Genomic DNA, 26,628 nt, shown 5'->3' on the forward strand with positions numbered 1-26,628 from the left:
AAATCTGACCGCACTTTTGTCTTTCTTTACTTTAGTCACAGCTAGTAAGATAATAAATGAAAACCATTATCAAAATACAAGTGTTAGACTTGTTTCATTATAGTGTTAGACTTGTTTCATTATAAGGAGATAACCATGACAATGAATAGACGTGATTTTTTAAGAATGAGCGCTGCACTTACCGCTGCAGGCATGTCGCCTTCTCTCTTTGCAGCAACAAAAGAGCAATTTACCATTTATGGTGCACCCGCGATGCCAAGTGTGACCATTGCGGTGGCTGCGGCACAAGGTAAATTAGCCAAACAAGCGGATGTCGCATTAGAGATTTGGCGTTCGCCTGATCAGTTGCGTGCAGGCGTGGCAAGTTGGCAATTTAAGGTGATGATGAGCCCGAGTAATGTGGGCGTGAATTTACGTAATCAAGGGCAACAAGTTGGCATGGTGAATATTCTCACCAATGGGATTACGCAATTGATGTGCAAAGGTAGTGCCATTACTTCACCGCAAGAATTGGTGGGTAAAAAAATCCTTGTGCCATTTAAAAACGATATGCCTGACATCGTATTGCAGGCCTTATTGAAAAAACTGAATATTGATATTAATAAAGTGGATATCACCTATGCGGCAACGCCAACTGAAGCAATTGGTTTGTTCTTGCTTAAAGATTTCCATGCGGCCATCTTGCCAGAACCGATGGCGAGTGCCGTTGTGCTGAAAGCTAAAATTGTTGGTACGGAGATTGTACGCGGCTTTGATTTAGTGAAAGAATGGGGTCAAGCATTTAATACCAAACCACTTATTCCAATGGCGGGCATTATTGCCAATGAAGAATACTTCCACGCACACAAGGCGGAGTTTGATCTACTTCACCAAGATTTAAGTGATGCGTTAAACTGGGTTATGGCTAACCGTAAAAGTGCGGCTGAAATTGGTGCTAATTATCTGCCAGCACCAGAAGCCGCTATTGAAATGGGCTTAGACGGTGCGCGCTTAACGGTAACCAAAGCCAGTGAACTGAAAAATGAAATCATGCAATTCTATGAAACCTTAATGGAGTTCAATCCAAAACTCTTAGGTGGTAAATTACCAGATGATAAATTCTTCTTGGCTTAATTTGAAACCGAATCACATAACATGATTAAAACTGACAAAATCCGTAAACCACAACCTGTCCTGTTTTACATCATCGACTACCTCTGGAGCGGTTTTACCGGCTTGAGTGTGGCGATGATGGTGGTTGCCTTGTGGGCTTGGGGCAGCTCAGTATTTGGTGAATTTATGCTGCCTGCTCCCGCGGATGTTTTTCAAAAAGCCCTTGAGCTGCTCGAGCATTTCCAACAAAACGAAATCGGTATTTCACTATGGCGTTCTGTGGTGGGTATTGCCATTGCATTAGTCGCAGGCTTAGCGGCAGGGCTGATTGCGGGCAGCTTTAAAACCGCTATGGCATTGCTTAAACCCGTCATTACGATTTTGTTAGCCATGCCGCCAATCATTTGGGTCGTGATGGCCTTATTTTGGTTTGGCTTTGGCAATCCAAGTGTGCTATTTACCATTATCGTATTAGTTGCCCCGCTGACCTTTGCCAGTGCGGCTATGGGCATGGCAAGTGTAAATAAACAACATGAAGAATTGTTTGATGCGTACAAGCTCGGATTGTGGAAAAAAATCCGCTATTTATATGTTCCCCATCTCACAGGCTATGTGATTTCCAGCATTGGCGTCGCGGTTGCGATGGGCGTGAAAGTGGTGATTATGGCAGAGCTTTTGGGTGCCAATGAGGGGGTGGGAGCACAGATTGCCGATGCCAGAGCCATGTTAGATACATCAACGGTCATGGCTTATGTGTTGTTGGTGATTGTGTTTGTTTCCCTCTTTGAATATTTGATTACCAAGCCATTGGAAATCCTGTTTATGCCGTGGAGAAGATAATGCTGAGTTTAAAAAATGTGCGTTTTGAAATTCTCCGCGATCCCATCGTGCGCGATTTCAGTATGGATTTACAACCAGGCGAAGTGAAAACCTTATTTGGCCCAAGCGGCTGTGGCAAAACGACTGTACTGCGTTTGATTTCAGGTTTAGAAACACCAAAATCGGGCGAAATCCATAATACATTCCGTAAAACAGGGTTTCTGTTTCAAGAAAATCGTCTATTAGAAAATCTCACTGCCATGCAGAATATCGCCATTTTTATGGATAATCCTAATGAAAATGAAATCATTGCGCTGGCAGAAAAGATCGGGCTTTCTTCGGGTGATTTGAATAAATACCCGACCGAATTATCGGGCGGTATGGCAAAACGCGTGGCATTTTTGCGTCTATTGCTATGTGGCTGTGATTTAGCCTTATTGGATGAACCTTTTGTCGGTTTAGATCGCGATTTACGGGATATTTTAGCCGCCATGTTAGTGGAAAAAATTGAGCAGCAAGGCATGGCTTGCATTTTAGTGACGCACGATCGTTTTGAAGCTGCTCGATTAAGCCGAGAGATTATGCAGCTTTCTCCAAAAGGGATGGATGTGCAAAATGTGATTACCTTGCCAACGCCATTATCCGAACGTAATTCAGCCTTTGAAGAAACCGTAGTCGCACGCGAATTTCAAGGAATCCATTACTATGAATAATTTCTTTACCCATCCGATGCGACCCTTCTTTGTTGGTGCAGCCATTCTTGCGATTGTTGGTGCATTGAGCTTTTTCATCAGCCCCGATGATCTCATCCTACACCGCAAAATTTTCTTAGAATTTATGCTGCCAGCCGCATACGGCGGCTTTCTGACAGCCTCCATGCTCGAATGGACAAATTACAAAGGTAATTTAAAACCTATTGCGACAATATTAGCAGTGCTCTTGCTTGCAGGATTGATGTTATTGCCATTTTCCCCACAAACCGCCTCGTTTTTAGTGGCTGCTTATTGGCTCGCGTTGTTACTCTTTTGTGCTTGGCTGTTTTGGTTGGATCGCAATACCGACAATTTTACTTTACTGATGTTACTTGCTGCATTTACGGTTTGTCAGACAGCTTACGCCATGACTGATAGTCTGAAATTATTGCGGGCACAGGTGCATTTGAATATGGCGGCAGTGATGTTTGTATCAATTCGAGTCAGCATTCTATTAGGTGCAGAGGCACTGAAAGAAAGTACATTGAAAGATCCCGTATTTATCCCGAATGTCGTGTATAAAAATATCGCAATTACATTTTTATTACTTCATACCGCAGCAGAGCTTTGGTTGCCTGCGCAAACAGCCGCTTTTACAGCCTTTGCCGTTGGCTTTATCTTGCTTGCCAAGTTACGCGAATTACATCATCACGAACTGCTACGTAAACATTACATACGCACTTATTATTTCCTTCAATTGTTCGCCGCGATTGGCTATTTGTGGATTGGCATAAATAAATTAATTGATGATCCTACCGCCGATCCGTTACACATGGTGACACTTGGCGGGATTCTCGGCAGTATGATGATGATTTGGCTCACTGCGGGATTATGGCATAGTGGCTTTACGAAACTGGATTACCCAAAACTCTGTCGCCTTGCCGTGCTTTGTCTTTTCACAGCGGCACTTTCCCGAGCCTGTTTGATGTATGTGGATGAGCTGTTTTTTATCACGATTCCGGCTATTTTAATTGCCATTGTATTTGTGCTGTATCTCGCAACCTTTGTGCCGATATTCCGAAACAACGCGTTTACGGATGATCCGGAATAATGACCAATCCGCACATCAATGTGCGGATTTTTGATATTTTTTAGACCGCTCTTAATAGGCTTTTAATTGTGCCATGGCTTTACAATCTGCGGCTTGATGATCATCTTCGGTAATTAAACTTTGTAGGAAATGTTTAATTTCAGTCAGTTCGGCAATTTTTTCTTCGACTGAAACCAAATGTTTTGCCAACATACTATCCACTTCACAATGTTGAGATTGCTGCGTTTTCAACGCATTAAAATATTTAATTTCGGCCAAGCTAAAATCTAACGCTCGGCATGTTTTAATAAACTTTAATTGTTTCAAACTGGCTTCATCATAATCTCGATAACCATTTGCAAGACGTTTAGGCTCCGGCATTAAACCCATTTTTTCATAATAACGAATGGTTTCTAAATGAATACCGCTTTGTTTGCTGAGTTCGTGAATCTTCATTTTTTTAAATCAAGCCTTGACCTTGTAGTTACTACGGACTTTATACTTTATCTCAAGTTAATTAAAGACACAATGAGGAGCATTATGTCCGAACATCATTCCCATGAACATCATGATCATTCATCTCATGAGCATATTCCACAGGATAAAAAAATCTTAGCGCTCAGTTTTGCCATCATTACTGGCTTTATGATTGTCGAATTTATTGGTGGCTATTGGTTTAACAGCTTGGCACTCATGGCTGATGCGGGACACATGGCAAATGATAGTTTATCGTTATTTTTAGCCTTGCTAGCGTTGTTTCTATCTACTCAAAAACAAAGATACATTGCCCTACTTAATAGCGGCTCATTGATTGTTGTGGCATTGATGATTTTAGTTGAAGCCATTCAACGCTGGCAAAATCCCATCGAGATGATGGCATTACCAATGCTTGGCGTGGCATCGCTAGGATTATTGGTGAATCTTTTCGTTGCAAAGATAATGTTGAACAGCGATCATGATAATCTCAATATTAAAGCAGCGTATCTACATGTACTCACCGATTTATTTGGTTCCATTATTGCTATACTTTCAGGTCTCAGTACCTATTTTCTGGGATGGTTATGGGTTGACCCATTGGCAAGTATGATATTGAGTATTCTTGTGCTAAAAAGCGGAATTGGAGCATTTCGCTTGGCATTAAAAAACACTTAAAAAATTAACCGCACTTTGGTTTGATATTTCCAAAGTGCGGTCAATTTTCAGCGATTATTTCAACTCGCCTCGCTCTACAATAATGCCCACATTACTTGCTTGAGCAACCGCTTTAGGTTTGCTTAATTTAAGACGTAACCATGAAATCCCAAAACGTTGTTGTAATTGCTCTGCTACTTCATAAGCCACACGCTCAATCAATAAAAATGGCTTAGCTTGGGCATAATCTAAAATAAATTGACTCACTTCCGCATAATTGAGGCAGTATTGCACATCATCTGTTTCTGCGGCTTTTTGACAATCCCATGCCATTTCCAAATCAAAAACGAGCTTTTGTTTAATTTGTTGCTCCCAGTCATACACACCGATTTGTGCGAAGACCACTAATTCTTCAATAAAAATACGATCCATCTCTCATTCCTGTAAAAATATAGTGGGCTTATGCTATCAAGTTTGGTTAAAATAACGAACAAGTTTTTCAAATACAATCAAGATTGTGGAGCATGAAATGAGCCTATTTGCCCTTTTTTATATGATTTTTGCTTATTTACTGGGTTCGATTTCCAGTGCAATTTTGATTTGTAAAGTTGCAGGCTTGCCTGACCCACGAAAAAACGGATCTCATAATCCTGGTGCGACCAATGTATTACGTATTGGTGGACGTTGGGCGGCGCTTGCGGTATTAATTTGCGATATTTTAAAAGGGATGTTACCTGTTTGGGCTGGGTATTATTTAGGGCTCACGCAATTTGAATTAGGTATGGTTGCCTTGGGTGCGTGTTTAGGACATATCTTCCCTATTTTCTTTCAGTTTAAAGGCGGGAAAGGTGTAGCGACTGCATTCGGTGCCATTGCACCCATCTCTTGGGGCGTAGCCGGCTCAACGCTAGGTACATGGTTGTTAGTCTTCTTAATTAGTCGTTATTCTTCATTAAGTGCTGTCATTACGGCACTTCTCGTGCCATTTTATGTTTGGTGGCTTAAACCGGAATTTACCTTCCCCGTTGCCTTAGTTTGCTGTTTGCTGATTTATCGCCACCACGACAATATTCAGCGTTTATGGCGAGGCCAAGAAGATAAAATGTGGGGAAAATCCAAAAAGAAATAAATAAAAAACCTGTCGATAATCGACAGGTTTTCTTTTTATCAAAATGACTTAGAAATCAACCGCACTTTTAAGTTTTTTCAGTGCGTTTGCTTCAAGCTGACGAATACGTTCTGCAGACACATTATATTTTGCTGCAAGATCATGAAGGGTGGCTTTATCATCATCTAACCAACGCGCTTTGATAATATCTTGGCTACGTTCGTCAAGATTTGCTAAAGCTGTTCCTAACTTTTCTGTTGCTTGTTCTTCAAAGTTTTCGCTTTCAAGTTCTGCCGCAAAGTTTGAGCTTTTATCTTCTAAATATAAAGAAGGTGAATAAGCTTCGTCATCATCGTCTGTTGGCAAATCAAAGCCTACATCGGCCCCTGTCATACGGGATTCCATTTCGATGACATCTTCTTTTGACACACCAAGCTCATTCGCCACCATATCCACTTCGTTTTCATTGAACCAACCTAAACGTTGTTTAGTTTTACGTAGGTTAAAGAACAATTTACGTTGTGCTTTCGTGGTCGCGACTTTCACAATACGCCAGTTGCGAAGGACATATTCATGGATTTCAGCTTTGATCCAATGCACCGCAAAAGATACAAGGCGAACACCCACTTCCGGATTAAAACGTTTTACCGCTTTCATTAATCCGATATTACCTTCTTGAATTAAATCTGCTTGCGGTAATCCATAACCTGAATAACCACGCGCAACATGAATAACAAAACGTAAGTGTGATAAAACTAACTTTTTCGCTGCTTCAATATCACCTTCATAATACAAACGTTCTGCTAAGCTTTTTTCTTCCTCTGCAGTCAGCATCGGATATTCGTTTGCTGCTCGAATATAACCTTCGATGCTACCTTGAGGTACTAACATCATTTGAGTTTCTTTATTCATTCTTCTCCTCACAGCATGCGGAGCTAAGCTCCAACTTATTAGCCGTCTAGTTATAGCACAATATTTAAAATTATTGTAGCTTTAATTTGTTCTATTTGACAGTTTTTAGCGATTAAAAGTTCAAATTTATTACGATAAATTTATCAAACTATTTTAATGGAATGAGTGAATAATTCAATTCTTCCTCAACGACTTTGAACAATAAGTCGATATTTGGGTGCTTGCCTGGATTTTGTTTGGCATCTTCTACATGTTCTGCAAACCATTCAATGCCTTGCTGTGCGGAAGTGAGGTCTAATTTTCCGTTAAATTTTTCAGCCAACGCATTATAAAGACGAAGCGAGCCAAGCTTGCCTGGTGCAGCAGGAATATGATGAATCACGGTTTCACCGTTTAATACGTCCAAACCTGTTAGATGCTCAATGCTTGGTAAAGTCTCCAAAATGTCTTTAAAGTTCATGATTGCTTTCCTCTATAAATTAACTAATGGCTTGCTCTGAATTCACTTCGCCATTTGCGCCCATAAAACGTACTTCTGGCTGTAAATACACACCAAATTTATCTGCCACGGTTTGACGGATATGATGTGCTAGCTTAACCACATCCTGACCTGTGGCATTGCCTTTATTAATCAGCACTAAAGCCTGCTGTTGATGAACGGCTGCACCACCAATTTGAAAACCTTTTAAATGGCATTGATCAATTAACCAACCCGCTGCCAGTTTCACTGAACCATCCGGTTGTGGAAAGTGCGGTAGATTTTCGACCTGTTTTTGAATTTTCGCAAATTGCTCTGCACTCACCACAGGATTTTTGAAGAAACTGCCCGCATTACCACACTCTTTAGGATCGGGCAATTTACTGCGGCGAATATGGCACACTTCATCAAACACTTGTTTTGCCGTTACAGTTTGAGGATCAAAATTCACTAATGAGCCATATTTTAAAATCAGTTGCCAATTTTTGGCTAATTTCAATCCAACCGCTGTAATGACATAACCTTGTGCATAGCGATGCTTAAAAATACTTTCACGATAACCAAATTCACATTCGTTCGCCTGCAAACGGAATTGTTCGCCCGTGTTGAGATTCAATACATCCACGTAATCGCACACATCTTTAAATTCTACGCCATACGCGCCAATATTTTGAATCGGCGCTGAGCCGGCACAACCTGGAATGAGTGCGAGATTTTCTAAGCCGTCAATCCCTTGAGAGAGCGACCATTCCACTAACTGATGCCAATTTTCGCCACCATTAACATGCAAATAATGGTAATCACTATCTTCTGTATGTTGAATACCCGATAAACGATTAACAATTACAACACCTTGGAAATCGTCTAAAAACAGCATATTGCTGCCTTGTCCTAAAAATAAGACAGGGAGATTTTCAGCTTGTGCTTTTTGCCAAGCTTGTTGGATTTGTTCAATCGATGTGGCTTCAATAATTTCACGTGCATTTGCCGGAATATTGAAGGTGTGAAACGGCTGTAAACTTTGCATGAACTTTCCTTAAAACAACGTGTGAGGAAGCGTGATTTTCACAATAGTACCACCTTGCTCCCCTTTTGAAATACTGAACTGAGCATTTAATTGTCGACTGCGCTCAGTCATAATATTTAAACCATAATGTCCGTCTGGCTCGTCTAGCGTAGGAATCCCCACGCCATTATCTTGTACGAGGATTTCGTATTCGCCCTCAGCATTAATATGGGCTTTTACCTCAATACGTGTACCTTTGGAGTGCTTAATCGCATTTAACGTTGCCTCACGTACAATTTGCAGAACGTGCACTAATTCTTGTGGATTTAAACTTTGCGATGGCAAACTACATTCTACGGTCATTTGCATCTTCGTTTGTGAACGCAAACTTTCAATAACTTGTTCCAATGCAACCTGTAAATTCGCTTCTTGCACCGTTAAACGGAAGGTCGCCAATAATTCTCGTAATTGAGAATAACCATCTGATAAGGCTTGTTCAAATTCACCAATGATGGCAATACTTTTTTCTTTTGATTCTTCATCTTCTTTCTTCAAATTATGCTTTAACAACGTTAATTGAATTTGTAAGAAAGATAGTACTTGTGCCAACGAGTCATGTAATTCCCTGGCAATAATTGACCGCTCTTCCATCAATAAGAGTTGCTCTTGTTGGCGTTGCGTTTTGTGTGAATACAACGCTTTTGCCACCATTTGTCCTAGGTTTTTCATCATTCGCGGATCGGGACAAGGTAAACCGGCTTGCCATGAGAGCACTGCTAAGTTTTCATTTTCAATGGAAAGTTCTTCGACTTGAAGTGATTGTTTAGGATCTTTTTGACCAAAAGAAATTTCCCAATGTTCTGATCCGAAAATTTCTAACTCAATGTAGCGTAAATGTTCGCTGACACGAATATGATTGAGCACTTGACTGAGAATTTTATCATTAATCTTCGTGGGCGTAAGCAACTGCGAGCTTTGATAAAGCGTCGTTAAAGAGCGGTTAGTTTGGCGCAACTTTTGCGTTTGCTCATTTACCGCATCTTCTAAACGCGAATAAAGTCGCCCTAACTCAGAAGACATTTGCGTAAACACTTTCGCTAAAATACCCAGTTCATTATTGCTTTCTGTATCAAGTTGGATATGTTTAAACTGCCCCATTTGCACTTGCATACTGGCTTTGGTCATGAGTTCTAGAGGTTTCACCACTTCGCGCTTCATATACCAAATCACATACGATACCATCGCAAGAATCAATAGCATGGAAACACACAATACCGAAACCGCAATAATCCATTTTAGTTCAGCAAAGCGTTGTAATTCCAACACGAAATCATCGACATCTTGTACATAACTTTTTAGTTCGGCGTGATATTTTTCAATTTGATGGCTACGCGCAAAATCGGACATCACCGCCCAGCGTTTTAGGATTTCTTGATAAGACTCTCTCACCCCTGAAGGTGCAAAAAGCTGATTTTGCACTGTCAGCAAAGCATCGGCATTGAGACTGCGTTGATAACGCACTAAATTTTGTTCCACCGTATTCAGCGAACGTTCCATTTCCGTTAATAGCCGATAACTTTGCATACGCAAAGAACCGGAGATATTAATGGCTTCCGCATCCGACTTATTACTCGCCATCACGATCAAACTCAATGAGCTAATAATGCCCATGAAGATAATGACTACAAATAAATATTTAGCAATACGGGTAGAAACTGAACGTTTAGCGTACACGATAATTCTTCAAAATTGGAAAAAGTGACCATAGTTTAGCACAAAGTGCGGTTGAAATTGGCTGATTTTTCACAAATAAAAAACATCGGCTTTGACACCGATGTTTTCAAAAACTTAAATTTTTTTGACCGCACTTAGCTCAATTCTTTGCCTTTTAATTCTGGCACTAAGAAGACCGTCGCCACCATGTCGATAACATAAATCACCGCCAAGAAAGCAATTGCAATACTGAATGAGTACGCAGAGACAATCGCTCCGACAACAACTGGTCCAAACCCACCAACAGCACGACCTAAGTTAAACAACACATTTTGTGCCGTTGCACGTGCTTCTGTTGGATAGGCTTCTGCCATTAATGCACCGTAACCGCCCATCATGCCGTTGACGAACATCCCCAAGAAGGCACCAGCCACCAACATAGCGGTTGGGTCAGTTAATTGAGAGTAAGTGATGATGCTGATCACAGCACCAAGTTGGAATAATAAGAAACTTGGTTTACGTCCGATTCTATCGGCTAAGCGACCAAAAATCCAAATCCCTGCCATCATGCCGCATACGGTAACAGCCGTCCATAAACCTGATTTCGTTAAACTAAAGCCAAGTTGTTTAGATAAGAAGTTTGGCATCCAAATCATAATGCCGTAGTAACCGAAGTTTTGTACAGACGTTAAAACCACTATACCAAGGCTTACTTTTGTAGTTGCTTTATCTTTTACTAAGAGTTTGAAAGATTCCAGTTTCGATATTTTTTGGGTTGAAAGTTCGGTCTGTTTTTGTGAGAAAATTTCAGGTTCGTGTAAACGGGTACGTAAATACCAGGCCACAAATGCTGGGAAGATACCAACAACGAACATGCCACGCCAGCCGATATGTGGAAGCAATACAGGGGTGAGTAACGCAGCCGCTAACACACCAACTTGCCAACCTAACGCCACATAAGACGCGGCTTTTGCACGGTGTTTTGCTGGCCACGCTTCAATGGCTAATGCCATACCGATACCAAATTCACCGCCCAAACCGATACCCGCGATGGTGCGATAAATTAATAAATCCCAATAGCCTTGTGCGATTGCACATAAACCGGTGAATACAGCGAAGAGGACGATTGTCCAAGTCAGCACGCGTACACGCCCATAACGATCACTTAATGCACCAAATAAAATACCGCCCACCACAGCACCAATAAGTGTCCAGGTAACTAATGAGCCTGATTGTGCAGGAGTTAAATTAAGATCTGCCGAAATGGCACTAAGCATAAATCCAAGAATAAGAAGATCGAATCCATCCATCGCATAGCCGACAGCTGATCCAATCAAGGCTTTCCAGCCATATTGATTGACGTTTGTCATGATTGAGGTCCCTTTTGCTACTCACAGGTAGCGTTTAAAGTGAAATGATGAGGAAAGAAATTTTCCGACGCGTAGTTTAGAGAAATTGACGGAATTTTGCAAGAATAAGAAAAGCAAAGTGCGGTTGATTTTATTCAAGTTTTTATTTTTTCAATAAAATTCGAATTAATAAGGCAATGGCTGCCGCATCATCCACTAAACCTAATGGGCCAAGCACCGCTTCAGGCAAAATATCAATGGGACTGAACAGATAAATCAGAATGATGGCGATTTTAATTAACTTCGTTTTATTCATAGTCATTGGACGAAAAGAAAAAGATCAGGTAAATTCTACAACTTATCCGAATGGTGAATCATCACAAAACGTTCCCAAAGCTGCTCTTCGCTTTCTTGGTGCTCAGGATCTGGCTTTATGCAGTTGGTAATCGGGCAAACTTTTTGGCAGGTTGGCGTGTCATAATGACCAACACATTCCGTACAAAGCACAGGATCGATCACATAGATCTCCTCGCCGATTGAAATTGCTTCATTCGGGCATTCGGGGAGACACATATCGCAGTTTGTGCATTTGTTTGTGATCAGTAACGCCATACCATTCCTTTATATGAGAAAGCGGCGAATTATAGCCGACAAAAGCAAAATTGACAAAATTTAAACAGGATTTTTATGAAAAAACAGGTTTCCACTCTTTCCCTTATTGCCCTTGCTGCATTTAGCATTTGGCAATATTTTACTGAACACAAAAAAGATACAAAACCAGCCCCAACAACCACACAACAACAAAGCCAAAGTGCGGTCAAAAATACCCAAGATTTGGGGAATTATGATGTCATCATGCGCGATGATGCCATTGGACAAAACAAAAATGCGCCTGTTGATTACTATATGTTGGCCTTATCTTGGTCGCCAGCATTCTGTGAAAAACAACGAGCGCAATATGGCAATAATTTACCCGATTCAGCGCAATATCAATGTAGTACAAAAAATCAATTTGGCTGGGTAGTGCATGGATTATGGCCGCAAAATGCGAATGCACGTTCTGTTACGGATCACCCACGTTTTTGTAAAGGTGATTTAGCGCCACTTCCAATTGAAACCCTCGAGCCTTACCTTTCAATCTCGCCAGGCGCAAAATTATTGCAAGGCGAATGGGAAAAACACGGTAGCTGTGCGTTTGATTCAGCAGAAGCTTATTTCAAACAAGAGAAAGCATTATTTGAATCGCTTTCCTTGCCAAACGAACAATTAAGCCGTAAAGAATTATTTCAATGGATGAAGCAACATAACCCGCAATTAAAAGGCGCTTATTTAGGGGCGAGCCATAACGAATTATTTATTTGCTACGATCGCCAATGGCAAGTAATCGATTGCCCTAAATAAGCATAATTCACTTTTTTATTTGATCTACATCGTTACAACCTAGTAAGAACTAGGTATAATGTTCCCGTTTAATTTTAACTAACCCAAGAGGAAAGCTTATGTCAGTAATCAAAATGACCGACTTAGATTTAAAAGGTAAACGTGTATTTATTCGCGCGGACTTAAACGTACCGGTAAAAGATGGCAAAGTGACATCTGATGCACGTATTCGTGCGACTATCCCGACGTTAAAACTAGCTTTAGAGAAAGGCGCAAAAGTGATGGTTACCTCTCACTTAGGTCGTCCAACTGAAGGTGAATTCAAACCTGAAGATTCTTTACAACCAGTTGTTGATTACTTAAAAGACGCAGGTTTCAATGTGCGTTTAGTGCAAGACTACTTAAACGGTGTGGATGTTAAAGAAGGCGAAATCGTTGTTTTAGAAAACGTACGTGTAAACAAAGGTGAGAAGAAAAACGATCCTGAATTAGGTAAAAAATATGCCGCACTTTGCGATGTATTCGTGATGGATGCATTCGGTACGGCTCACCGTGCGCAAGCATCAACTTACGGCGTAGCAGAGTTTGCACCAGTTGCCTGTGCAGGTCCATTACTTGCAGCAGAATTAGATGCGTTAGGCAAAGCATTAAAAGAGCCTGCTCGTCCGATGGTCGCGATTGTAGGCGGTTCTAAAGTTTCCACTAAATTAGAAGTATTAAACTCTCTTTCAAAAATTGCTGACCAAATTATCGTAGGCGGTGGTATTGCAAATACGTTCATTGCAGCAGCGGGCCACAATGTGGGTAAATCGTTATATGAAGCAGACTTAATCCCTGTAGCAAAAGAATTAGCAGCAAGCACGGATATCCCAGTTCCAGTTGATGTACGTGTTGGTACTGAATTCTCTGAAACTGCACCTGCAACAGAAAAATCAGTGACTGAAGTAAAAGATGACGAATCTATCTTCGATATTGGTGACAAATCTGCTGAACAATTAGCTGAAATCATCAAAAATGCAAAAACCGTTTTATGGAATGGTCCAGTTGGCGTATTTGAATTCCCTAACTTCCGTAAAGGGACTGAAATCATTTCTCACGCGATTGCAAACAGCGATGCATTCTCTATCGCAGGGGGTGGTGATACTTTAGCAGCTATCGATTTATTCGGTATTGCAGATAAAATCTCTTACATCTCTACCGGTGGCGGTGCATTCTTAGAATTCGTTGAAGGTAAAGTATTACCTGCAGTAGAAATTCTTGAAAAACGTGCGAACGGTTAATTAAATGGTTTCTATCCCCTCTGCACAGAGGGGATAAATATTGATTCTTCAAACGGAGGAATAAATCCTCCAAAACAAAAGGAAACACAACTATGGCTAAATTATTAGATATCGTAAAACCTGGCGTAGTAACAGGTGAAGATGTTCAAAAAATCTTTGCTTATGCCAAAGCAAACAACTTCGCGATTCCTGCAGTAAACTGCGTAGGTTCTGACTCCGTAAATGCTGTATTGGAAACCGCTGCACGTGTGAAAGCGCCAGTAATTATCCAATTCTCAAACGGTGGTGCAGCTTTCTACGCAGGTAAAGGTATCAAACCAACAAGCGGTGCTCGTCCAGACGTTTTAGGTGCGATCGCAGGTGCGAAACACGTTCATACTTTAGCCAAAGAATACGGTGTGCCAGTTATTCTTCATACCGACCACGCCGCGAAAAAATTACTTCCATGGATCGATGGCTTACTTGAAGCGGGTGAAAAACACTTCGCAGAAACTGGCCGTCCATTATTCTCTTCTCACATGCTTGACTTATCTGAAGAGCCAATGGAAGAAAACATGGCAATCTGCCGTGAATACCTTGCCCGTATGGACAAAATGGGTATGACCCTTGAAATCGAAATCGGTATCACTGGTGGTGAAGAAGATGGCGTGGACAACTCCGGCGTAGATGAATCTCGTTTATATACTCAACCATCTGATGTGCTTTATGTTTACGACCAATTAAACCCTGTAAGCCCTAACTTTACCGTTGCAGCAGCATTCGGTAACGTACACGGTGTTTACAAACCAGGTAACGTAAAATTAAAACCATCTATTTTAGGTGCATCACAAGAGTTCGTTGCAAAAGAACGCAATCTTCCTGCTAAACCAATCAATTTCGTCTTCCACGGTGGTTCAGGTTCTAGCCGCGAAGAAATCCGCGAAGCAATTAGCTATGGTGCAATCAAAATGAATATCGATACGGATACTCAATGGGCTGCATGGAATGGTATCTTGAACTTCTATAAAGCAAATGAAGCTTATCTTCAAGGTCAATTAGGTAACCCTGAGGGCCCTGATGCTCCAAACAAAAAATACTACGACCCACGTGTTTGGTTACGTAAAATGGAAGAATCCATGTCTAAACGTTTAGAGCAATCTTTCGAAGACTTAAACTGCGTTGATGTTTTATAATCCATAAAAATAGACTAAAATAAGACCGCACTTTCTCGTGCGGTTTTTTATTTTATATAACCTAAATACCGACCATAATCTATGCAAATAACAAAACAAAATTGGTTAGCCACCCTAATAAACTTTACGGTAACGCTTTTCTTTCTTTCGATATTTATTGTCAAAGGAGGATATAATGCTGCACCTGCTCTATTGATGTTAATCGGTTTAGGTTATGGCGTTTATGCTTTAATCAAGAAACCACTTTTAAACTTATCGAAAGTTGATAAATGGTTAATTTATAGCTACCTTTTTTATTTTCTTACATTTGTACTGTCCCTCTGCATTAACGGGGGAAAAATGCGTGATCTAGATACGGCAAGTCGTGTTGTTTTCTTAATTCCTGTTTTACTTTTATTATTAAAATATCCCGTCAAAACCTGTGTATTGAGTTACTCTATCCCCCTTGGTGGTATTGTTTCTGTCTGCATTGCGCTTTATGATAAATTTATCTTGAATCTTAATCCACATCAAAACCCTCGAATTATGCATATTCAAGGCGGTGACATTTCTATGTCATTAGGCATTTTGAGCCTGATTATTACCCTATATGCTTATCAGAAAAGAGAGGTAAAACTGACCTTTCTTAGTGTGATTGGTGGCTTATGTGGCATCGTAGGAAGTTTGCTTTCTACCGCTCGTGGAGGATGGGTTGCACTACCGATCTTACTTATTGTTATCCTTTGGATTTATCGCCATTCCCTTTCAAAACGTTTTTTCCTCACTTTCTTTGGGATTATTGTGGTTTCGAGTATTGGTATTAGTCAAATGCCAAATAACCGTATTATGGAACGCATTAACGTTGCTCAAAAAGATATCCAACTTTATCTAGACAAAAATAATGGTAACACCTCTCTAGGCGCTCGTTTTGAAATGTGGAAAAGCGCACTTGAAATGGCGAAAGAAAAACCTTTATTTGGTTGGGGCATTCAAGGTGCGACAGAAAAACGTAAGTTAGATACGAAAGAAAAAATTGTCACGGGTGACATTGGACAATTTACGCATGCCCATAACCAATATTTAGATGACCTCTCAAAACGAGGAATTGTTGGATTACTCGCTTTGCTTGCTGTTTTATTTATACCTCTTAGAGCCTTTATGGAAAAGCTGAACACCACGAATGATGATCTCAAGCTGATTGCAACGTTAGGCGTTGCCCATATTTTATCTGTGATGATTTATGGCTTAAGCCAAGGTTTCTTGGTACATAATTCAGGCACTATTTTTTACTTTTTCTTAACGATTGTGTTTTATACCGCAATACGAACACGGCAAAAGGCAGAATAATGAAAATTTTAGTCATTCGTAACGATAAACTGGGCGATTTTGTTCAGGCATTTCCGGCTTTTGCGATGTTGAAAGCCTCAAATTCTGAGCTAAAACTAACCGCACTTGTGCCAGCTTATACTGCCCCATTGGCTCAAATTTGCCCCTATTTAGATGATATCATCATTGATAGTGCCAAGAACGACAAAGCGGATTTCAATCGTCTTGTTAAAGAAATCAAAGAGCAGCAATTTGACGGCATGATTAGCTTCTTCTCCAATACCCATAACGGTAAATTAGCGTGGAAAAGTGGGATTCCTTATCGTCTTGCACCCGCAACAAAATGGGTGCAAATCCTTTATAACCATCGTTTAACACAACGTCGTTCACGCTCAGAAAAATCTGAAGCAGAGTACAATCAAGATCTGGCTCGAGCGTTCTTAAAAAAACACAACATGCCGATTGTGGAACCAAAACCACCTTATCTTTCACTTCCTGAAAGTGCGGTTAAAAATCAACGTGTTTTTCTACAAGAACAATTAGGCTTATCGGCAGATAAAAAATGGGTGTTTGTGCATAGCGGAACAGGTGGTTCAGCAACAAGTCTTTCGTTGACACAATATGCTCAATTGATACAAGGTTTGTTAAGCGAATTTGATTGCCAGATTATCTTAACAGCAGGACCTGGTGAAAGTGAAAAAGCCCATGAATTAGCGGCAAAAATCGACAGCCCAAATGTGGTTGTTTACGATAAGAATAAAGGATTGGTTGATTTTGCACATTCTCTAGCTTGTGCGGATTTATTCATTGCAGGCTCTACTGGACCATTGCATTTAAGCAGTGCATTCAATGTGCCAACGATTGGATTCTATCCAAACAGTCGCTCATCTCAGCCTCGTCGTTGGAAACCAATTAACGATGCAGATAAACATCTTGCTTTCTGCCCGCCAAAAGGGAAAGACGAAATGAATTTAGGCTTAATTTCTATTGATGATGCCTTAGTGGAGATTATCCCCTTCGTTCGAAAGATGTGGCAAGCGGGCAATTGAATTTAAGCATAACTGCACTATCCAACCTATTGCGGCGGCAAAAACAACGGTACCAATTCCGACTGTGCCGCCGAGAATATAACCTAACACACAAACCGACACTTCAAGGCTTGTTCTCACAATCCCCACTTTTAAATGAAGTCGTTGACAAAGCCCCACCATTAAACCATCCCGCGGGCCTGCCCCCTGATGACAGGTTAAATACAATGCTGTCCCTAATCCATAAAGCAAAAGCCCAATGCTACCGAATAAAATTCGGCTAAAAAGTGCGGTTGGTTCTGGCACAATTTTCGTGGTTAAGCCAAGGAAAAAGGCAATCACAATAATATTCAGAATGGTGCCAAGCCCAAGCCTTAACTTGAGGGGAATCCAGGCTAACATTACCAAACAGCTAATCCAAAATGATGACCAACCGATACTCACCTTAGCTTGTAATGCTACACCTTGAGAAAGCACGGTCCAAGGTGAAGAGCCCAAATTAGCAAGCACAATTAAGCCATCTCCAATGCCCAGTATTGCCAATGCAAATAAGAGCATCGACATCGTTTTACCTTCGACTGACCATAGCGATTTGGCAGCCCAACTGGTGTGAGGAATCACCCGTGCTTTTTTCATATTATTCCTGTTTATATTTAACGCCGACATCATAATGGGAAACCCGATAAAACCTAAACATTTTAACGTCATATGATATAACCGAATTGACTGATAAATATCATAAATGTGATGCAGATCACATTGTCAAAATTGTCATCACTCATTCACTGACTTAAAATAAGCTACCCTTTTTAATCAGGACATTATTATGCTTGCATCTCTTCAAGATATTTTGGATACCGTAAAATCCAACACGCTCACCTATCAACAAAAACTCATGTGTTTAGGTAATATTGCCGAGCGATTATTTGATCCTCGCGAATTATTAGGCTACACGGATGAAGAATGGCAATTCCTTCAAAATCAAATGATCTGTGATTTAAACGAAGGCTATGCAATTTATCGTCCTCGCTATATTTTGCCGGATTACAATGTGTATATTAAAAAAGGCTGTGAATTCCTTGAATTGCCAGCGCCAAAAGATCTTGATGAAGCATTAGATGGCTTATTGATTTTATATTCTCACGTGCCATCAATTACCACATTCCCGGTTTACATTGGGCGCTTAGACATGCTACTTGACCCGTTTATTACCGATGAAGAACAAGACTACATCAAAATTAAACGTTTCTTAAATCATGTAGATAAAACCGTGCCAGATTCATTCTGTCATGCCAATATTGGGCCTTATGACACCAAAGCAGGGCGTTTGATTTTAAAAGCGGTGATTGAGTTGGAAGCGCCAACACCCAATATGACCATTCGTTACGACAAGAGTAAAACAAGTCGTGAATTTGCAGAATTAGCAGCAAAAGCGTGCTTATTAGTTTCTAAACCGTCTTTTGCCAATGATGCTTACTACATTTCTGACTTAGGCGAACAATATGGTATTGCAAGCTGCTATAACGCACTCCCTGAATGTGGTGGGGCTTATACTCTCACTCGCTTGCGCTTAGGGACTATTGCTCGTGCTTGTAAAACCGTGGATGAAATGGTCAATGATCTCTTACCTCGCGTAGCAAAATGTGCACTCTCCACTATGGATAAACGCCATAAATTTGTAGTGGAAGAAAGCAACTTCTTCAATACCTCATTCCTCGAAAAAGAAAGTTTTATCAAACGCACTAATTTTACGGGGATGTTTGCCATTGTTGGTCTCGCAGATGCGGCAAATCATTTATTGCAACAAGAAGGCTTAAATGAAACCTTTGGTAAAAGCCAACGCGGTGATGAAATTGCGACCTTAATTATGGATAAATTGAAAGAAGTCACGGATAACCATGAAGGCGTGTATGCTGAACGCACGGGCAACCGTTATTTATTACATGCGCAAGTAGGCGCAAGCAATCATGAAGAAGATAAACGTAATGCGCCAGCGCATCGTATTCGCGTGGGGGAAGAACCAACATTATTAGCTCATTTAAAACAATCGGCACCATTCCATAAGTACTTCCCATCCGGTACGGGAGATTTGTTTGCTTTTGACCAAACCTATGTGGATCATTTAGATGCCGTCGTTGATATTATCGATGGTTCATTCGCGCAAGGTTACCGCTATATCACCACTTACCTTAAAAACACCGATTTGATTCGTGTAACGGGTTATTTGGTGAAGAAAAGCGAAGTGGAAAAATACCGTAAAGGTGAAGTGGCATTGCGTGATACCACTTGGTATGGTTCGGGTACTGATGATTGTGCACAAGTGTTTGACCGTCAATTACGCGATGAACAAGATGTAAGTGCAAGCTAGAAAAAAGTGCGGTTGAAAAATTCTCTGTTTTTTGACCGCACTTATTCTTTTTCTGACCTTTCTAAAATTGCTTTGTGTTCTCTAATCAATGCCATAAATGGCTGCCCAAAGCGTTCTAATTTGATTGCCCCTACGCCATTAATTTGTAACATTTCAATATTACTTGTTGGCATATATTGTGCCATTTCCTGTAATGTCGCATCATTAAAAACAATATAAGGCGGAATGTTTTCCTTATCCGCTAGCTGCTTCCGTAGGAAACGCAAACGAGCAAATAAATCTTTATCATAATTTGCCACTGTATTTTTATGGGATGTATGCACAATTTTATTAATGGATGAAATGCGCGGCATCGCTAATTCAAGCTGCACTTCGCCTTTTAAAACAGGGCGTGCACTTTCTGTGAGCTGAAGCGTTGCACTATTAAACTCACCGATCACTTGTTGAATAAAACCAAGGTGGATAAGCTGACGAATCACGGATTGCCAATGTTCTTTGCTTTTATCTTTACCAATGCCATAAACACTTAACTTATCATGTTGGCGTTCTACAATTTTTTGATTATGCATCCCTCGCAATACCGCAATCACATATTGCACGCCGAAACACTGCCCCACACGATAAATCGTCGACATCACTTTTTGTGCATCAATTAAGCCATCATATTTCTTTGGCGGATCAAGACAAATATCGCAATTTTGACAAGGTGTTTGACGATGTTCGCCAAAATAATTGAGTAACACTAAACGACGACAAGTCTGACTTTCGGCAAATTCACCAATGGCTTCCAATTTATGTTGCTCAATTTGACGTTGTGGCGTCTCTGGTTTTTCAAGCAGAATCTTCTGTAACCAAGCATAATCAGCCGGCTCGTAGAAAAGCACTGCTTCTGCAGGTAAATCATCTCGTCCCGCACGACCAGTTTCTTGATAATATGATTCAATGCTTCTCGGCAAATCAAAATGGGCGACAAAACGCACATTGGATTTATTAATGCCCATTCCAAACGCAATCGTTGCAACTACAACTTGGACATTATCTCGTTGAAAATCTTGCTGGACGCGTTCACGCAGTGCAGTTTCCATTCCCGCATGATATGCCGCAGCCGACACGCCTTTATTTCGCAAAGTTTCGGCTATACGTTCCACCTTCGAACGACTATTGCAATACACAATGCCGCTTTTTCCTTTTTGAGCTAAAACAAAACGCGTAAGCTGCTCCATCGGCTTAAACTTTTCTTCCAACGTATAACGAATATTCGGGCGGTCAAAACTGCCAATGTATTTGTGAGGATTGTCTAATTTAAGATGAGTGAGAATATCCTGTCTCGTCGCGTAATCCGCTGTCGCCGTTAATGCCATAATTGGCGCATTTGGAAACGATGCTTTTAAGCCGCCAAGTTGGGTATATTCAGGGCGAAAATCATGCCCCCACTGTGAAATACAATGTGCTTCATCAATGGCGATAAAGGAAATTTGAGCATAAGAAATCAGCTGAAAAAAGCTGTTTGTCATCACTTTTTCAGGCGAAACATACAATAATTTTAATTGGCCAGAAATCAGCTTATTTTCAACTTGCTGTTGTTGTTCTAGCGTCTGACTAGAGTTTAGAAAATCGGCTTCAATGCCGTTTGCTTGGAGTTGATCCACCTGATCTTTCATTAAAGAAATCAAAGGCGAAATCACTAATGTGAGACCAGGAAAACAAAGTGCTGGGATTTGATAACACAAGGACTTGCCATTTCCTGTAGCCATCACCACTAAGGAATCCTGACCGCTTAACGCAGCATGAATCACTTCTTCCTGCCCTTTGCGGAAAGATTGGTAACCAAAAACAGACCGCAACGTATGAAGTGCGGTCGTTTTTAAGTCTGTTTTTTGCGGGGCATGTTCCGCGAGTTCGGTCATTAGAATGTTACCGTTTCTCCGTGAGCGGCAACCGCCTCGGTTAAACAATCCCAAAAGCGTTTGCCATCATTTGCCACCCAATCATTATTTTTATAGGCAAAATGAAATCCACCCAAGCGGCTCGCAAGCCAAAGCTCAAGAAGCGGTTCTTGCTTATTGATAACGATTTGTGAGCGGTCATCAAATGTGATCGTGAATACCGAACCTTGTGTTTCGCAATCCACATCACAATCTTGATTCTCTAACGCTTCTTCAATTTTTTGCCAAACCTGTTCAATATTTTGGTGAAATTCTGCAACATTCATAAAATTTTCCGATTAAATCTGATAGAATGCCGTGAATTATAAAGCCTTTCGCCTCGTTGGCAAAGGTAGATTTTACTTATTAGAGAGATTGAAAAATGAAAAAAGTACTTTCTATTTTGTTATTAGGTGCATTCTGCACTTTGGCTACAGGTTGCGGTGTAAAAGGGCCATTATATTTTCCTGAAAAAGAACAGCCGCAAAACACGCAAAAAACACAATAAAAACTGACCGTACTTAAAGGATTCGTCATGGATTTTTTCCAATATAAAAACGAGCAACTTTATGTTGAAGATTTGCCCGTCAAACAACTTGCTGAAGAATTTGGCACACCGCTTTATATTTATTCTCGTGCCACGCTTGAGCGCCATTGGCATGCCTTTGATTCAGCCTTAGGAGAGCATCCACACTTAATTTGCTATGCCGTAAAAGCCAACTCCAATATTGGTATATTGGATGTAATGGCAAAATTAGGCTCAGGCTTTGATATTGTTTCACAGGGCGAATTAGAACGTGTCTTAGCGGCTGGTGGAGAAGCTTCAAAAGTGGTCTTTTCTGGCGTGGCAAAATCTCGTGCCGAAATTATGCGTGCGTTAGAAGTAGGCATTCGTTGTTTTAATGTGGAATCTATTGCGGAACTACATCATATCAATCAAATTGCGGGTGAAATGGGCAAAGTAGCTCCGATTTCTTTACGTGTAAACCCCGATGTTGATGCACATACTCACCCTTACATTTCCACTGGATTGAAAGAAAATAAATTTGGTGTGAGCGTAGATGAAGCGCGTGAAGTCTATAAATTAGCTGCAACCTTACCTCATGTAAAAATTACGGGTATGGACTGCCATATTGGCTCTCAGCTTACTGAATTACAGCCCTTCTTAGATGCAACTGATCGCCTCATTCGTTTAATGGAACAATTAAAAGAAGATGGCATCACGTTAAAACATTTAGATCTCGGTGGTGGTTTAGGCGTAACTTATACTGATGAAACACCACCTCATCCAAGTGATTATGCGACGGCACTACTGAATAAATTAAAAGATTATGAAGATCTCGAAATTATTTTAGAACCAGGTCGAGCGATCGCGGCGAATGCGGGGATTTTAGTGGCGAAAGTTCAATACTTAAAAAGTAATGAAAGCCGAAACTTCGCGATTACCGATACCGGCATGAACGATATGATTCGCCCGGCACTCTATGACGCTTATATGAACATCATTGAAATTGACCGCACCTTAGGGAATAAAAAAGCCATTTATGATGTTGTTGGCCCGGTATGCGAAACCTCTGACTTCCTAGGTAAACAGCGTGAGCTCGCCATTGCTGAAGAGGATTATATTGCCCAACGTTCTGCTGGTGCTTATGGTGCAAGTATGTCCTCAAACTACAATTCTCGTCCACGTACGGCTGAAGTGTTAGTGGATGGAAACAAAGCTCATTTAATTCGTCGTAGAGAAAATCTCAGCGAGTTATGGGCTCTAGAAAGTATCGCAGAATAAAAATAGATAAAAAGAAAAAACGGTCGAGGATTATATCTTGACCGTTTTTTGTATAACTAAATAATTCGAGAGAATTGTTGTCGTTTTGCCGCAGCTCTTGAATAGGTATCAAAGCATAAACAAATATTACGGATTAATAAGCGACCTTTAGGCGAAACTTGTAAGCCTGTTTCCGTTTCAGAAATTAATCCATCTTCAAGTAATGGTTGTAATAACTGTAAATCTTCAGCAAAGTGCTTTCTGAAATCAATATTATATTGTTTTTCAATTAGTGCAAAATCAAGCTTAAAGTTACAAATCAACTGCTTAATCACATCACGGCGTAGGCAATCCTCTTCTGTCATCGCTAAACCTTTATGTAATGCAATTCCTGAATTTTCCACATCATGATAATAATGTTTTAATTCTTTTTGATTTTGAGCATACGTATCCCCCAATAAACTAATGGCTGATACACCTAAACCGAGCAAATCACATTCTTCCTGAGTAGTATAGCCTTGGAAATTTCGGTGTAAGATACCTTTCTCTTGGGCAATCGCTAATTCATCATCAGGTTTAGCAAAATGATCCATACCGATAAACTTATAACCCGCATTACCTAAGGTTTCAATCGTTTTCTGTAGGATTTCTAATTTGGTTTCCGGCGGCGGTAATTGATCTTCTTTAATTTTTGCTTGTCCCGCAAATCGACTTGGCAAATGAGCATAGTTAAAAATACTTAAACGATCTGGATTTAATTCAATCACTTTATGTAATGTAAACATAAAGCTTTCCACATTTTGAAGTGGCAATCCATAAATTAAATCAAGGTTAGTCGATTGGAAACCTAACTCACGAGCACGAACAAGTAACGCATTCACAAACTCTTCATCTTGTTCACGGTTTACCGCTTTTTGAACCGCTTTATTGAAATCTTGTACACCCATGCTAATTCGGTTAAAACCAATATTGCGTAAATGATCAAGCATATCGAGCTCTATTTCACGTGGGTCCATCTCAATACTAACTTCTGCATTATCCGCAATCGTAAAATGCTCTTTAAGCATCTTCATCAAACGAGCAGACTGCTCTTCTGTCAAATAAGTCGGTGTACCGCCGCCCCAATGCACTTGAGTCGCAACACGATTTTTGAATAATTCTGAACGCGCTTTGATTTCTTTTTCAAGGTAATCAAGATAAATATCCGCCTTATGTTGATGACGAGTAATCACCTTATTACAGCCACAGAAGTAGCAAAGTTTGTGACAAAACGGAATGTGTACGTAAAGGGAAAGTGATCTTTCCGGATAACGATTAGCTGCTGCAATAAAATCTTCGTTTGTGTAACTTTCATTAAATTCTAATGCAGTTGGATAAGATGTATAACGAGGTCCTGATTGGTTATATTTTTGAATTAACGCAAGATCCCAAATAATTTCAGACATTAAGCTTCCCCAAATTTCTCTACGTCATTTAAAAACTGACGTAACTCCAACATAATTTCTTCTTCAAATTTTGCTTCTGCACTTTCTCGCTCAAGATCGAGTTTCATTCTTTCTTTTTTTAATAAAGCTTTTCTAGCTTCATGCGTAGGCATTTCTTTCACAATGTTATAAAGTGCACACATCGCTTGATATGGCTGCAAAGATTGTCCAAAAGGGAGTAAAAGCATTGATAAACGAATCACCCCTTCAGAATGGTTACAATCTCCATTTTGCATCGCTTTAGCGATAATTACCATACTCTCTTTTAGGCGTTTTGTACGCGCTATCTTAGCCTGTTTAATGAGAGTGTTTTGATGACGTAACTTCCTAAGTAATTTGAAAGCATAAAATGATACGCCAGCAATAATTCCCAAAGCAATAATACTTAAAATAATCGGCCACATGACAATTATCTGAATTGGTTGATATCAATCTTCTCGAAGGTTCGATAGAGATCATCCTCTGTCTCCTCTTCATCTTGAATACCTAATTCTTCCATTAACTGAGCAATACGATCTAAACATTCATCCACAAATTGTTGATCAGCTTTACTAATCGTTTTGCCTTCATCTAAGGCATCCAACAATTCATTTAGAATTTCATTATTTTCTAAACGTTCTAACTCAACTTCAGGTGCAAGTTTTTTCGGTTCTTTTACGGCAGGAATTGTCATCCCTTTCTCAGGCTTATTCACAAATTCAACAATCAGCGGGACCTTTTTACGGCTACCAATACGCGGATCTTTTTGTTCAACGACTTGGTTATTTTTATTTTGCTCTGCGTTACTATGACGAGAACCAGATGCTAAACCTTTATGTTTACGTTTTTTCTTATCTTCTCTTGCCTTAGCATCTAATTCATAACGTGTTAATTTCTTACCTGATAGTTTCGGTGCTTCAGGTTTCTTATCTGATTTACGAATTGGCATAATATCGCTAATTTTACGAGTTTTCTTTTTACGAGCCATTTGTATTATTTATCCTATAAAAAATTTTGGTGATTGTACCATTCCACCTATATTTTCTCATTAAAAGATTTAAACATCTTTAATAAAACTATTTTGATTTTGACCGCACTTTTACTTTATTAAAATCAAATCTAAAAACAAAAACCCCAAGCCATTTAGCTCGGGGTTCACATTCAGTACCTGGCGGTGTCCTACTCTCACATGGGGAAGCCCCACACTACCATCGGCGCATCGGCGTTTCACTTCTGAGTTCGGTATGGGGTCAGGTGGGACCACCGCTCTATCGCCGCCAGGATTATTCCTTTAATAACTTTTCTCTACTCTGCTCTCACTATCTCTAGTGCTCACAACCAAACAAGCTGATTTAACCTTAAAACTTTCTCTTTCGTCTCTGAGTTTCGTCTTCACAACACCCAAAACCCTTGAGCGTTGTATAGTTAAGCCTCTCGGGCAATTAGTATCTGTTAGCTCAACGGCTCGCACCGCTTACACACCAGACCTATCTACGTCTTAGTCTTAAACAACCCTTACTGTCTTAAAAACAGGGAGAACTCATCTCTTGGC

Annotated in this window: 29 protein-coding genes and 2 rRNA genes; 14 read left to right on the forward strand and 17 right to left on the reverse strand. The window is 40.3% G+C overall.

What is annotated here, in order from left to right:
* Positions 1–135 precede the first annotated feature (135 nt).
* From A9500_RS08955 to A9500_RS08970, 4 genes are read left to right on the forward strand one after another with little or no spacing between them, the layout of a single operon-like run.
* Positions 136–1,113, forward strand: coding sequence for an ABC transporter substrate-binding protein (locus A9500_RS08955; RefSeq protein ID WP_065244666.1), 978 nt, complete (start codon positions 136–138; stop codon positions 1,111–1,113).
* A 21-nt stretch (positions 1,114–1,134) separates the two neighbouring features.
* A complete protein-coding gene (locus tag A9500_RS08960) occupies positions 1,135–1,932 on the forward strand; it encodes an ABC transporter permease (RefSeq protein WP_065244667.1) in 798 nt (265 codons plus the stop codon).
* The gene (locus A9500_RS08965) at positions 1,932–2,624 is read left to right on the forward strand and encodes an ATP-binding cassette domain-containing protein (protein ID WP_179854570.1); all 693 of its coding nucleotides are present in this window, start codon (positions 1,932–1,934) and stop codon (positions 2,622–2,624) included. Before A9500_RS08960 ends, A9500_RS08965 begins: the two co-directional genes overlap by 1 nt.
* Positions 2,617–3,714 carry an NnrS family protein gene (locus tag A9500_RS08970; RefSeq protein WP_065244668.1) on the forward strand — a complete coding sequence of 366 codons (1,098 nt, stop codon included), beginning with the start codon at positions 2,617–2,619 and terminating at the stop codon, positions 3,712–3,714. Before A9500_RS08965 ends, A9500_RS08970 begins: the two co-directional genes overlap by 8 nt.
* Before the next feature lie 51 nt (positions 3,715–3,765).
* Here the strand turns inward: A9500_RS08970 and A9500_RS08975 are convergent, their stop codons facing one another.
* On the reverse strand, positions 3,766–4,149 hold the full coding sequence (locus A9500_RS08975) for a MerR family transcriptional regulator (protein ID WP_054419001.1): 384 nt from the start codon (positions 4,147–4,149) through the stop codon (positions 3,766–3,768).
* Between the two features lie 84 nt (positions 4,150–4,233).
* On the opposite strand from A9500_RS08975, the gene A9500_RS08980 reads away from it, so the two are divergent.
* Complete coding sequence (locus A9500_RS08980) at positions 4,234–4,845, forward strand: cation diffusion facilitator family transporter (protein ID WP_065244669.1); 612 nt, start codon at positions 4,234–4,236, stop codon at positions 4,843–4,845.
* A 54-nt stretch (positions 4,846–4,899) separates the two neighbouring features.
* Here the strand turns inward: A9500_RS08980 and folB are convergent, their stop codons facing one another.
* A complete protein-coding gene (folB, locus tag A9500_RS08985) occupies positions 4,900–5,256 on the reverse strand; it encodes a dihydroneopterin aldolase (protein WP_065244670.1) in 357 nt (118 codons plus the stop codon).
* A gap of 97 nt (positions 5,257–5,353) precedes the next feature.
* Between folB and plsY the strand changes: the two genes are divergently transcribed.
* On the forward strand, positions 5,354–5,953 hold the full coding sequence (gene plsY, locus A9500_RS08990; RefSeq protein ID WP_014064698.1) for a glycerol-3-phosphate 1-O-acyltransferase PlsY: 600 nt from the start codon (positions 5,354–5,356) through the stop codon (positions 5,951–5,953).
* 48 nt (positions 5,954–6,001) lie between these two features.
* Here the strand turns inward: plsY and rpoH are convergent, their stop codons facing one another.
* The 7 genes from rpoH to A9500_RS09025 form a co-directional block, all read right to left on the reverse strand.
* Positions 6,002–6,844: an RNA polymerase sigma factor RpoH gene (gene rpoH / locus A9500_RS08995; RefSeq protein ID WP_065244671.1), complete on the reverse strand. Its 843-nt coding sequence runs from the start codon at positions 6,842–6,844 to the stop codon at positions 6,002–6,004.
* Positions 6,845–6,992: 148 nt separating this feature from the next.
* Positions 6,993–7,304 (reverse strand): DUF2322 family protein, encoded by a 312-nt coding sequence (locus A9500_RS09000; protein WP_065244672.1) that lies wholly within the window; start codon positions 7,302–7,304, stop codon positions 6,993–6,995.
* 19 nt (positions 7,305–7,323) lie between these two features.
* Positions 7,324–8,349: a UDP-N-acetylmuramate dehydrogenase gene (gene murB / locus A9500_RS09005; RefSeq protein WP_065244673.1), complete on the reverse strand. Its 1,026-nt coding sequence runs from the start codon at positions 8,347–8,349 to the stop codon at positions 7,324–7,326.
* Between the two features lie 9 nt (positions 8,350–8,358).
* On the reverse strand, positions 8,359–10,062 hold the full coding sequence (narQ, locus tag A9500_RS09010) for a nitrate/nitrite two-component system sensor histidine kinase NarQ (protein ID WP_065244674.1): 1,704 nt from the start codon (positions 10,060–10,062) through the stop codon (positions 8,359–8,361).
* A 134-nt stretch (positions 10,063–10,196) separates the two neighbouring features.
* On the reverse strand, positions 10,197–11,411 hold the full coding sequence (locus A9500_RS09015; protein WP_065244675.1) for an MFS transporter: 1,215 nt from the start codon (positions 11,409–11,411) through the stop codon (positions 10,197–10,199).
* A 142-nt stretch (positions 11,412–11,553) separates the two neighbouring features.
* Entirely contained in the window at positions 11,554–11,706 is a 153-nt protein-coding gene (locus A9500_RS09020) for a DUF1232 domain-containing protein (RefSeq protein ID WP_005696968.1), read from the reverse strand.
* A 35-nt stretch (positions 11,707–11,741) separates the two neighbouring features.
* Complete coding sequence (locus tag A9500_RS09025) at positions 11,742–12,002, reverse strand: YfhL family 4Fe-4S dicluster ferredoxin (RefSeq protein WP_014064693.1); 261 nt, start codon at positions 12,000–12,002, stop codon at positions 11,742–11,744.
* Between the two features lie 75 nt (positions 12,003–12,077).
* On the opposite strand from A9500_RS09025, the gene A9500_RS09030 reads away from it, so the two are divergent.
* From A9500_RS09030 to A9500_RS09050, 5 genes are all read left to right on the forward strand, one after another.
* Complete coding sequence (locus A9500_RS09030) at positions 12,078–12,791, forward strand: ribonuclease (RefSeq protein WP_065244676.1); 714 nt, start codon at positions 12,078–12,080, stop codon at positions 12,789–12,791.
* Positions 12,792–12,889: 98 nt separating this feature from the next.
* A complete protein-coding gene (gene pgk / locus A9500_RS09035) occupies positions 12,890–14,050 on the forward strand; it encodes a phosphoglycerate kinase (RefSeq protein WP_005696971.1) in 1,161 nt (386 codons plus the stop codon).
* 92 nt (positions 14,051–14,142) lie between these two features.
* On the forward strand, positions 14,143–15,222 hold the full coding sequence (gene fbaA / locus A9500_RS09040) for a class II fructose-bisphosphate aldolase (protein ID WP_065244677.1): 1,080 nt from the start codon (positions 14,143–14,145) through the stop codon (positions 15,220–15,222).
* A 339-nt stretch (positions 15,223–15,561) separates the two neighbouring features.
* Complete coding sequence (locus tag A9500_RS09045) at positions 15,562–16,548, forward strand: O-antigen ligase (protein WP_257005713.1); 987 nt, start codon at positions 15,562–15,564, stop codon at positions 16,546–16,548.
* A complete protein-coding gene (locus A9500_RS09050) occupies positions 16,545–17,576 on the forward strand; it encodes a glycosyltransferase family 9 protein (protein WP_065244679.1) in 1,032 nt (343 codons plus the stop codon). The genes A9500_RS09045 and A9500_RS09050 overlap by 4 nt, the downstream gene beginning before the upstream one ends.
* On the opposite strand, the gene A9500_RS09055 is transcribed toward A9500_RS09050, so the two are convergent.
* Positions 17,526–18,191 (reverse strand): YitT family protein, encoded by a 666-nt coding sequence (locus A9500_RS09055; RefSeq protein ID WP_065244680.1) that lies wholly within the window; start codon positions 18,189–18,191, stop codon positions 17,526–17,528. The genes A9500_RS09050 and A9500_RS09055 overlap by 51 nt on opposite strands.
* Positions 18,192–18,381: 190 nt before the next feature.
* On the opposite strand from A9500_RS09055, the gene A9500_RS09060 reads away from it, so the two are divergent.
* Entirely contained in the window at positions 18,382–19,923 is a 1,542-nt protein-coding gene (locus A9500_RS09060; RefSeq protein ID WP_065244681.1) for a YjjI family glycine radical enzyme, read from the forward strand.
* Positions 19,924–19,964: 41 nt separating this feature from the next.
* Here A9500_RS09060 and recQ read toward each other — a convergent pair whose 3' ends face one another.
* Both recQ and cyaY read right to left on the reverse strand, forming a co-directional pair.
* Positions 19,965–21,830 carry a DNA helicase RecQ gene (recQ, locus tag A9500_RS09065; RefSeq protein ID WP_065244682.1) on the reverse strand — a complete coding sequence of 622 codons (1,866 nt, stop codon included), beginning with the start codon at positions 21,828–21,830 and terminating at the stop codon, positions 19,965–19,967.
* Positions 21,830–22,135 carry an iron donor protein CyaY gene (gene cyaY, locus A9500_RS09070; protein WP_014064685.1) on the reverse strand — a complete coding sequence of 102 codons (306 nt, stop codon included), beginning with the start codon at positions 22,133–22,135 and terminating at the stop codon, positions 21,830–21,832. The genes recQ and cyaY overlap by 1 nt, the downstream gene beginning before the upstream one ends.
* 95 nt (positions 22,136–22,230) lie before the next feature.
* Between cyaY and A9500_RS10925 the strand changes: the two genes are divergently transcribed.
* Complete coding sequence (locus A9500_RS10925; protein WP_083180410.1) at positions 22,231–22,356, forward strand: lipoprotein; 126 nt, start codon at positions 22,231–22,233, stop codon at positions 22,354–22,356.
* 27 nt (positions 22,357–22,383) lie between these two features.
* Positions 22,384–23,634 carry a diaminopimelate decarboxylase gene (gene lysA / locus A9500_RS09075; protein ID WP_065244683.1) on the forward strand — a complete coding sequence of 417 codons (1,251 nt, stop codon included), beginning with the start codon at positions 22,384–22,386 and terminating at the stop codon, positions 23,632–23,634.
* A 56-nt stretch (positions 23,635–23,690) separates the two neighbouring features.
* Here the strand turns inward: lysA and hemN are convergent, their stop codons facing one another.
* The 5 genes from hemN to A9500_RS09100 all read right to left on the reverse strand — a co-directional run.
* Complete coding sequence (gene hemN, locus A9500_RS09080; RefSeq protein WP_065244684.1) at positions 23,691–25,058, reverse strand: oxygen-independent coproporphyrinogen III oxidase; 1,368 nt, start codon at positions 25,056–25,058, stop codon at positions 23,691–23,693.
* The gene (locus tag A9500_RS09085) at positions 25,058–25,501 is read right to left on the reverse strand and encodes a DUF2489 domain-containing protein (RefSeq protein ID WP_065244685.1); all 444 of its coding nucleotides are present in this window, start codon (positions 25,499–25,501) and stop codon (positions 25,058–25,060) included. The genes hemN and A9500_RS09085 overlap by 1 nt, the downstream gene beginning before the upstream one ends.
* Before the next feature lie 5 nt (positions 25,502–25,506).
* Complete coding sequence (gene yihI, locus A9500_RS09090) at positions 25,507–26,064, reverse strand: Der GTPase-activating protein YihI (RefSeq protein WP_065244686.1); 558 nt, start codon at positions 26,062–26,064, stop codon at positions 25,507–25,509.
* A gap of 178 nt (positions 26,065–26,242) precedes the next feature.
* Positions 26,243–26,358, reverse strand: a 5S ribosomal RNA gene (rrf, locus tag A9500_RS09095).
* 139 nt (positions 26,359–26,497) lie between these two features.
* Positions 26,498–26,628 (reverse strand): 23S ribosomal RNA (locus A9500_RS09100); the annotation flags it as partial.

It is taken from the genome of Haemophilus sp. CCUG 60358 (assembly GCF_001679485.1).
Lineage (GTDB): Bacteria > Pseudomonadota > Gammaproteobacteria > Enterobacterales > Pasteurellaceae > Haemophilus_D.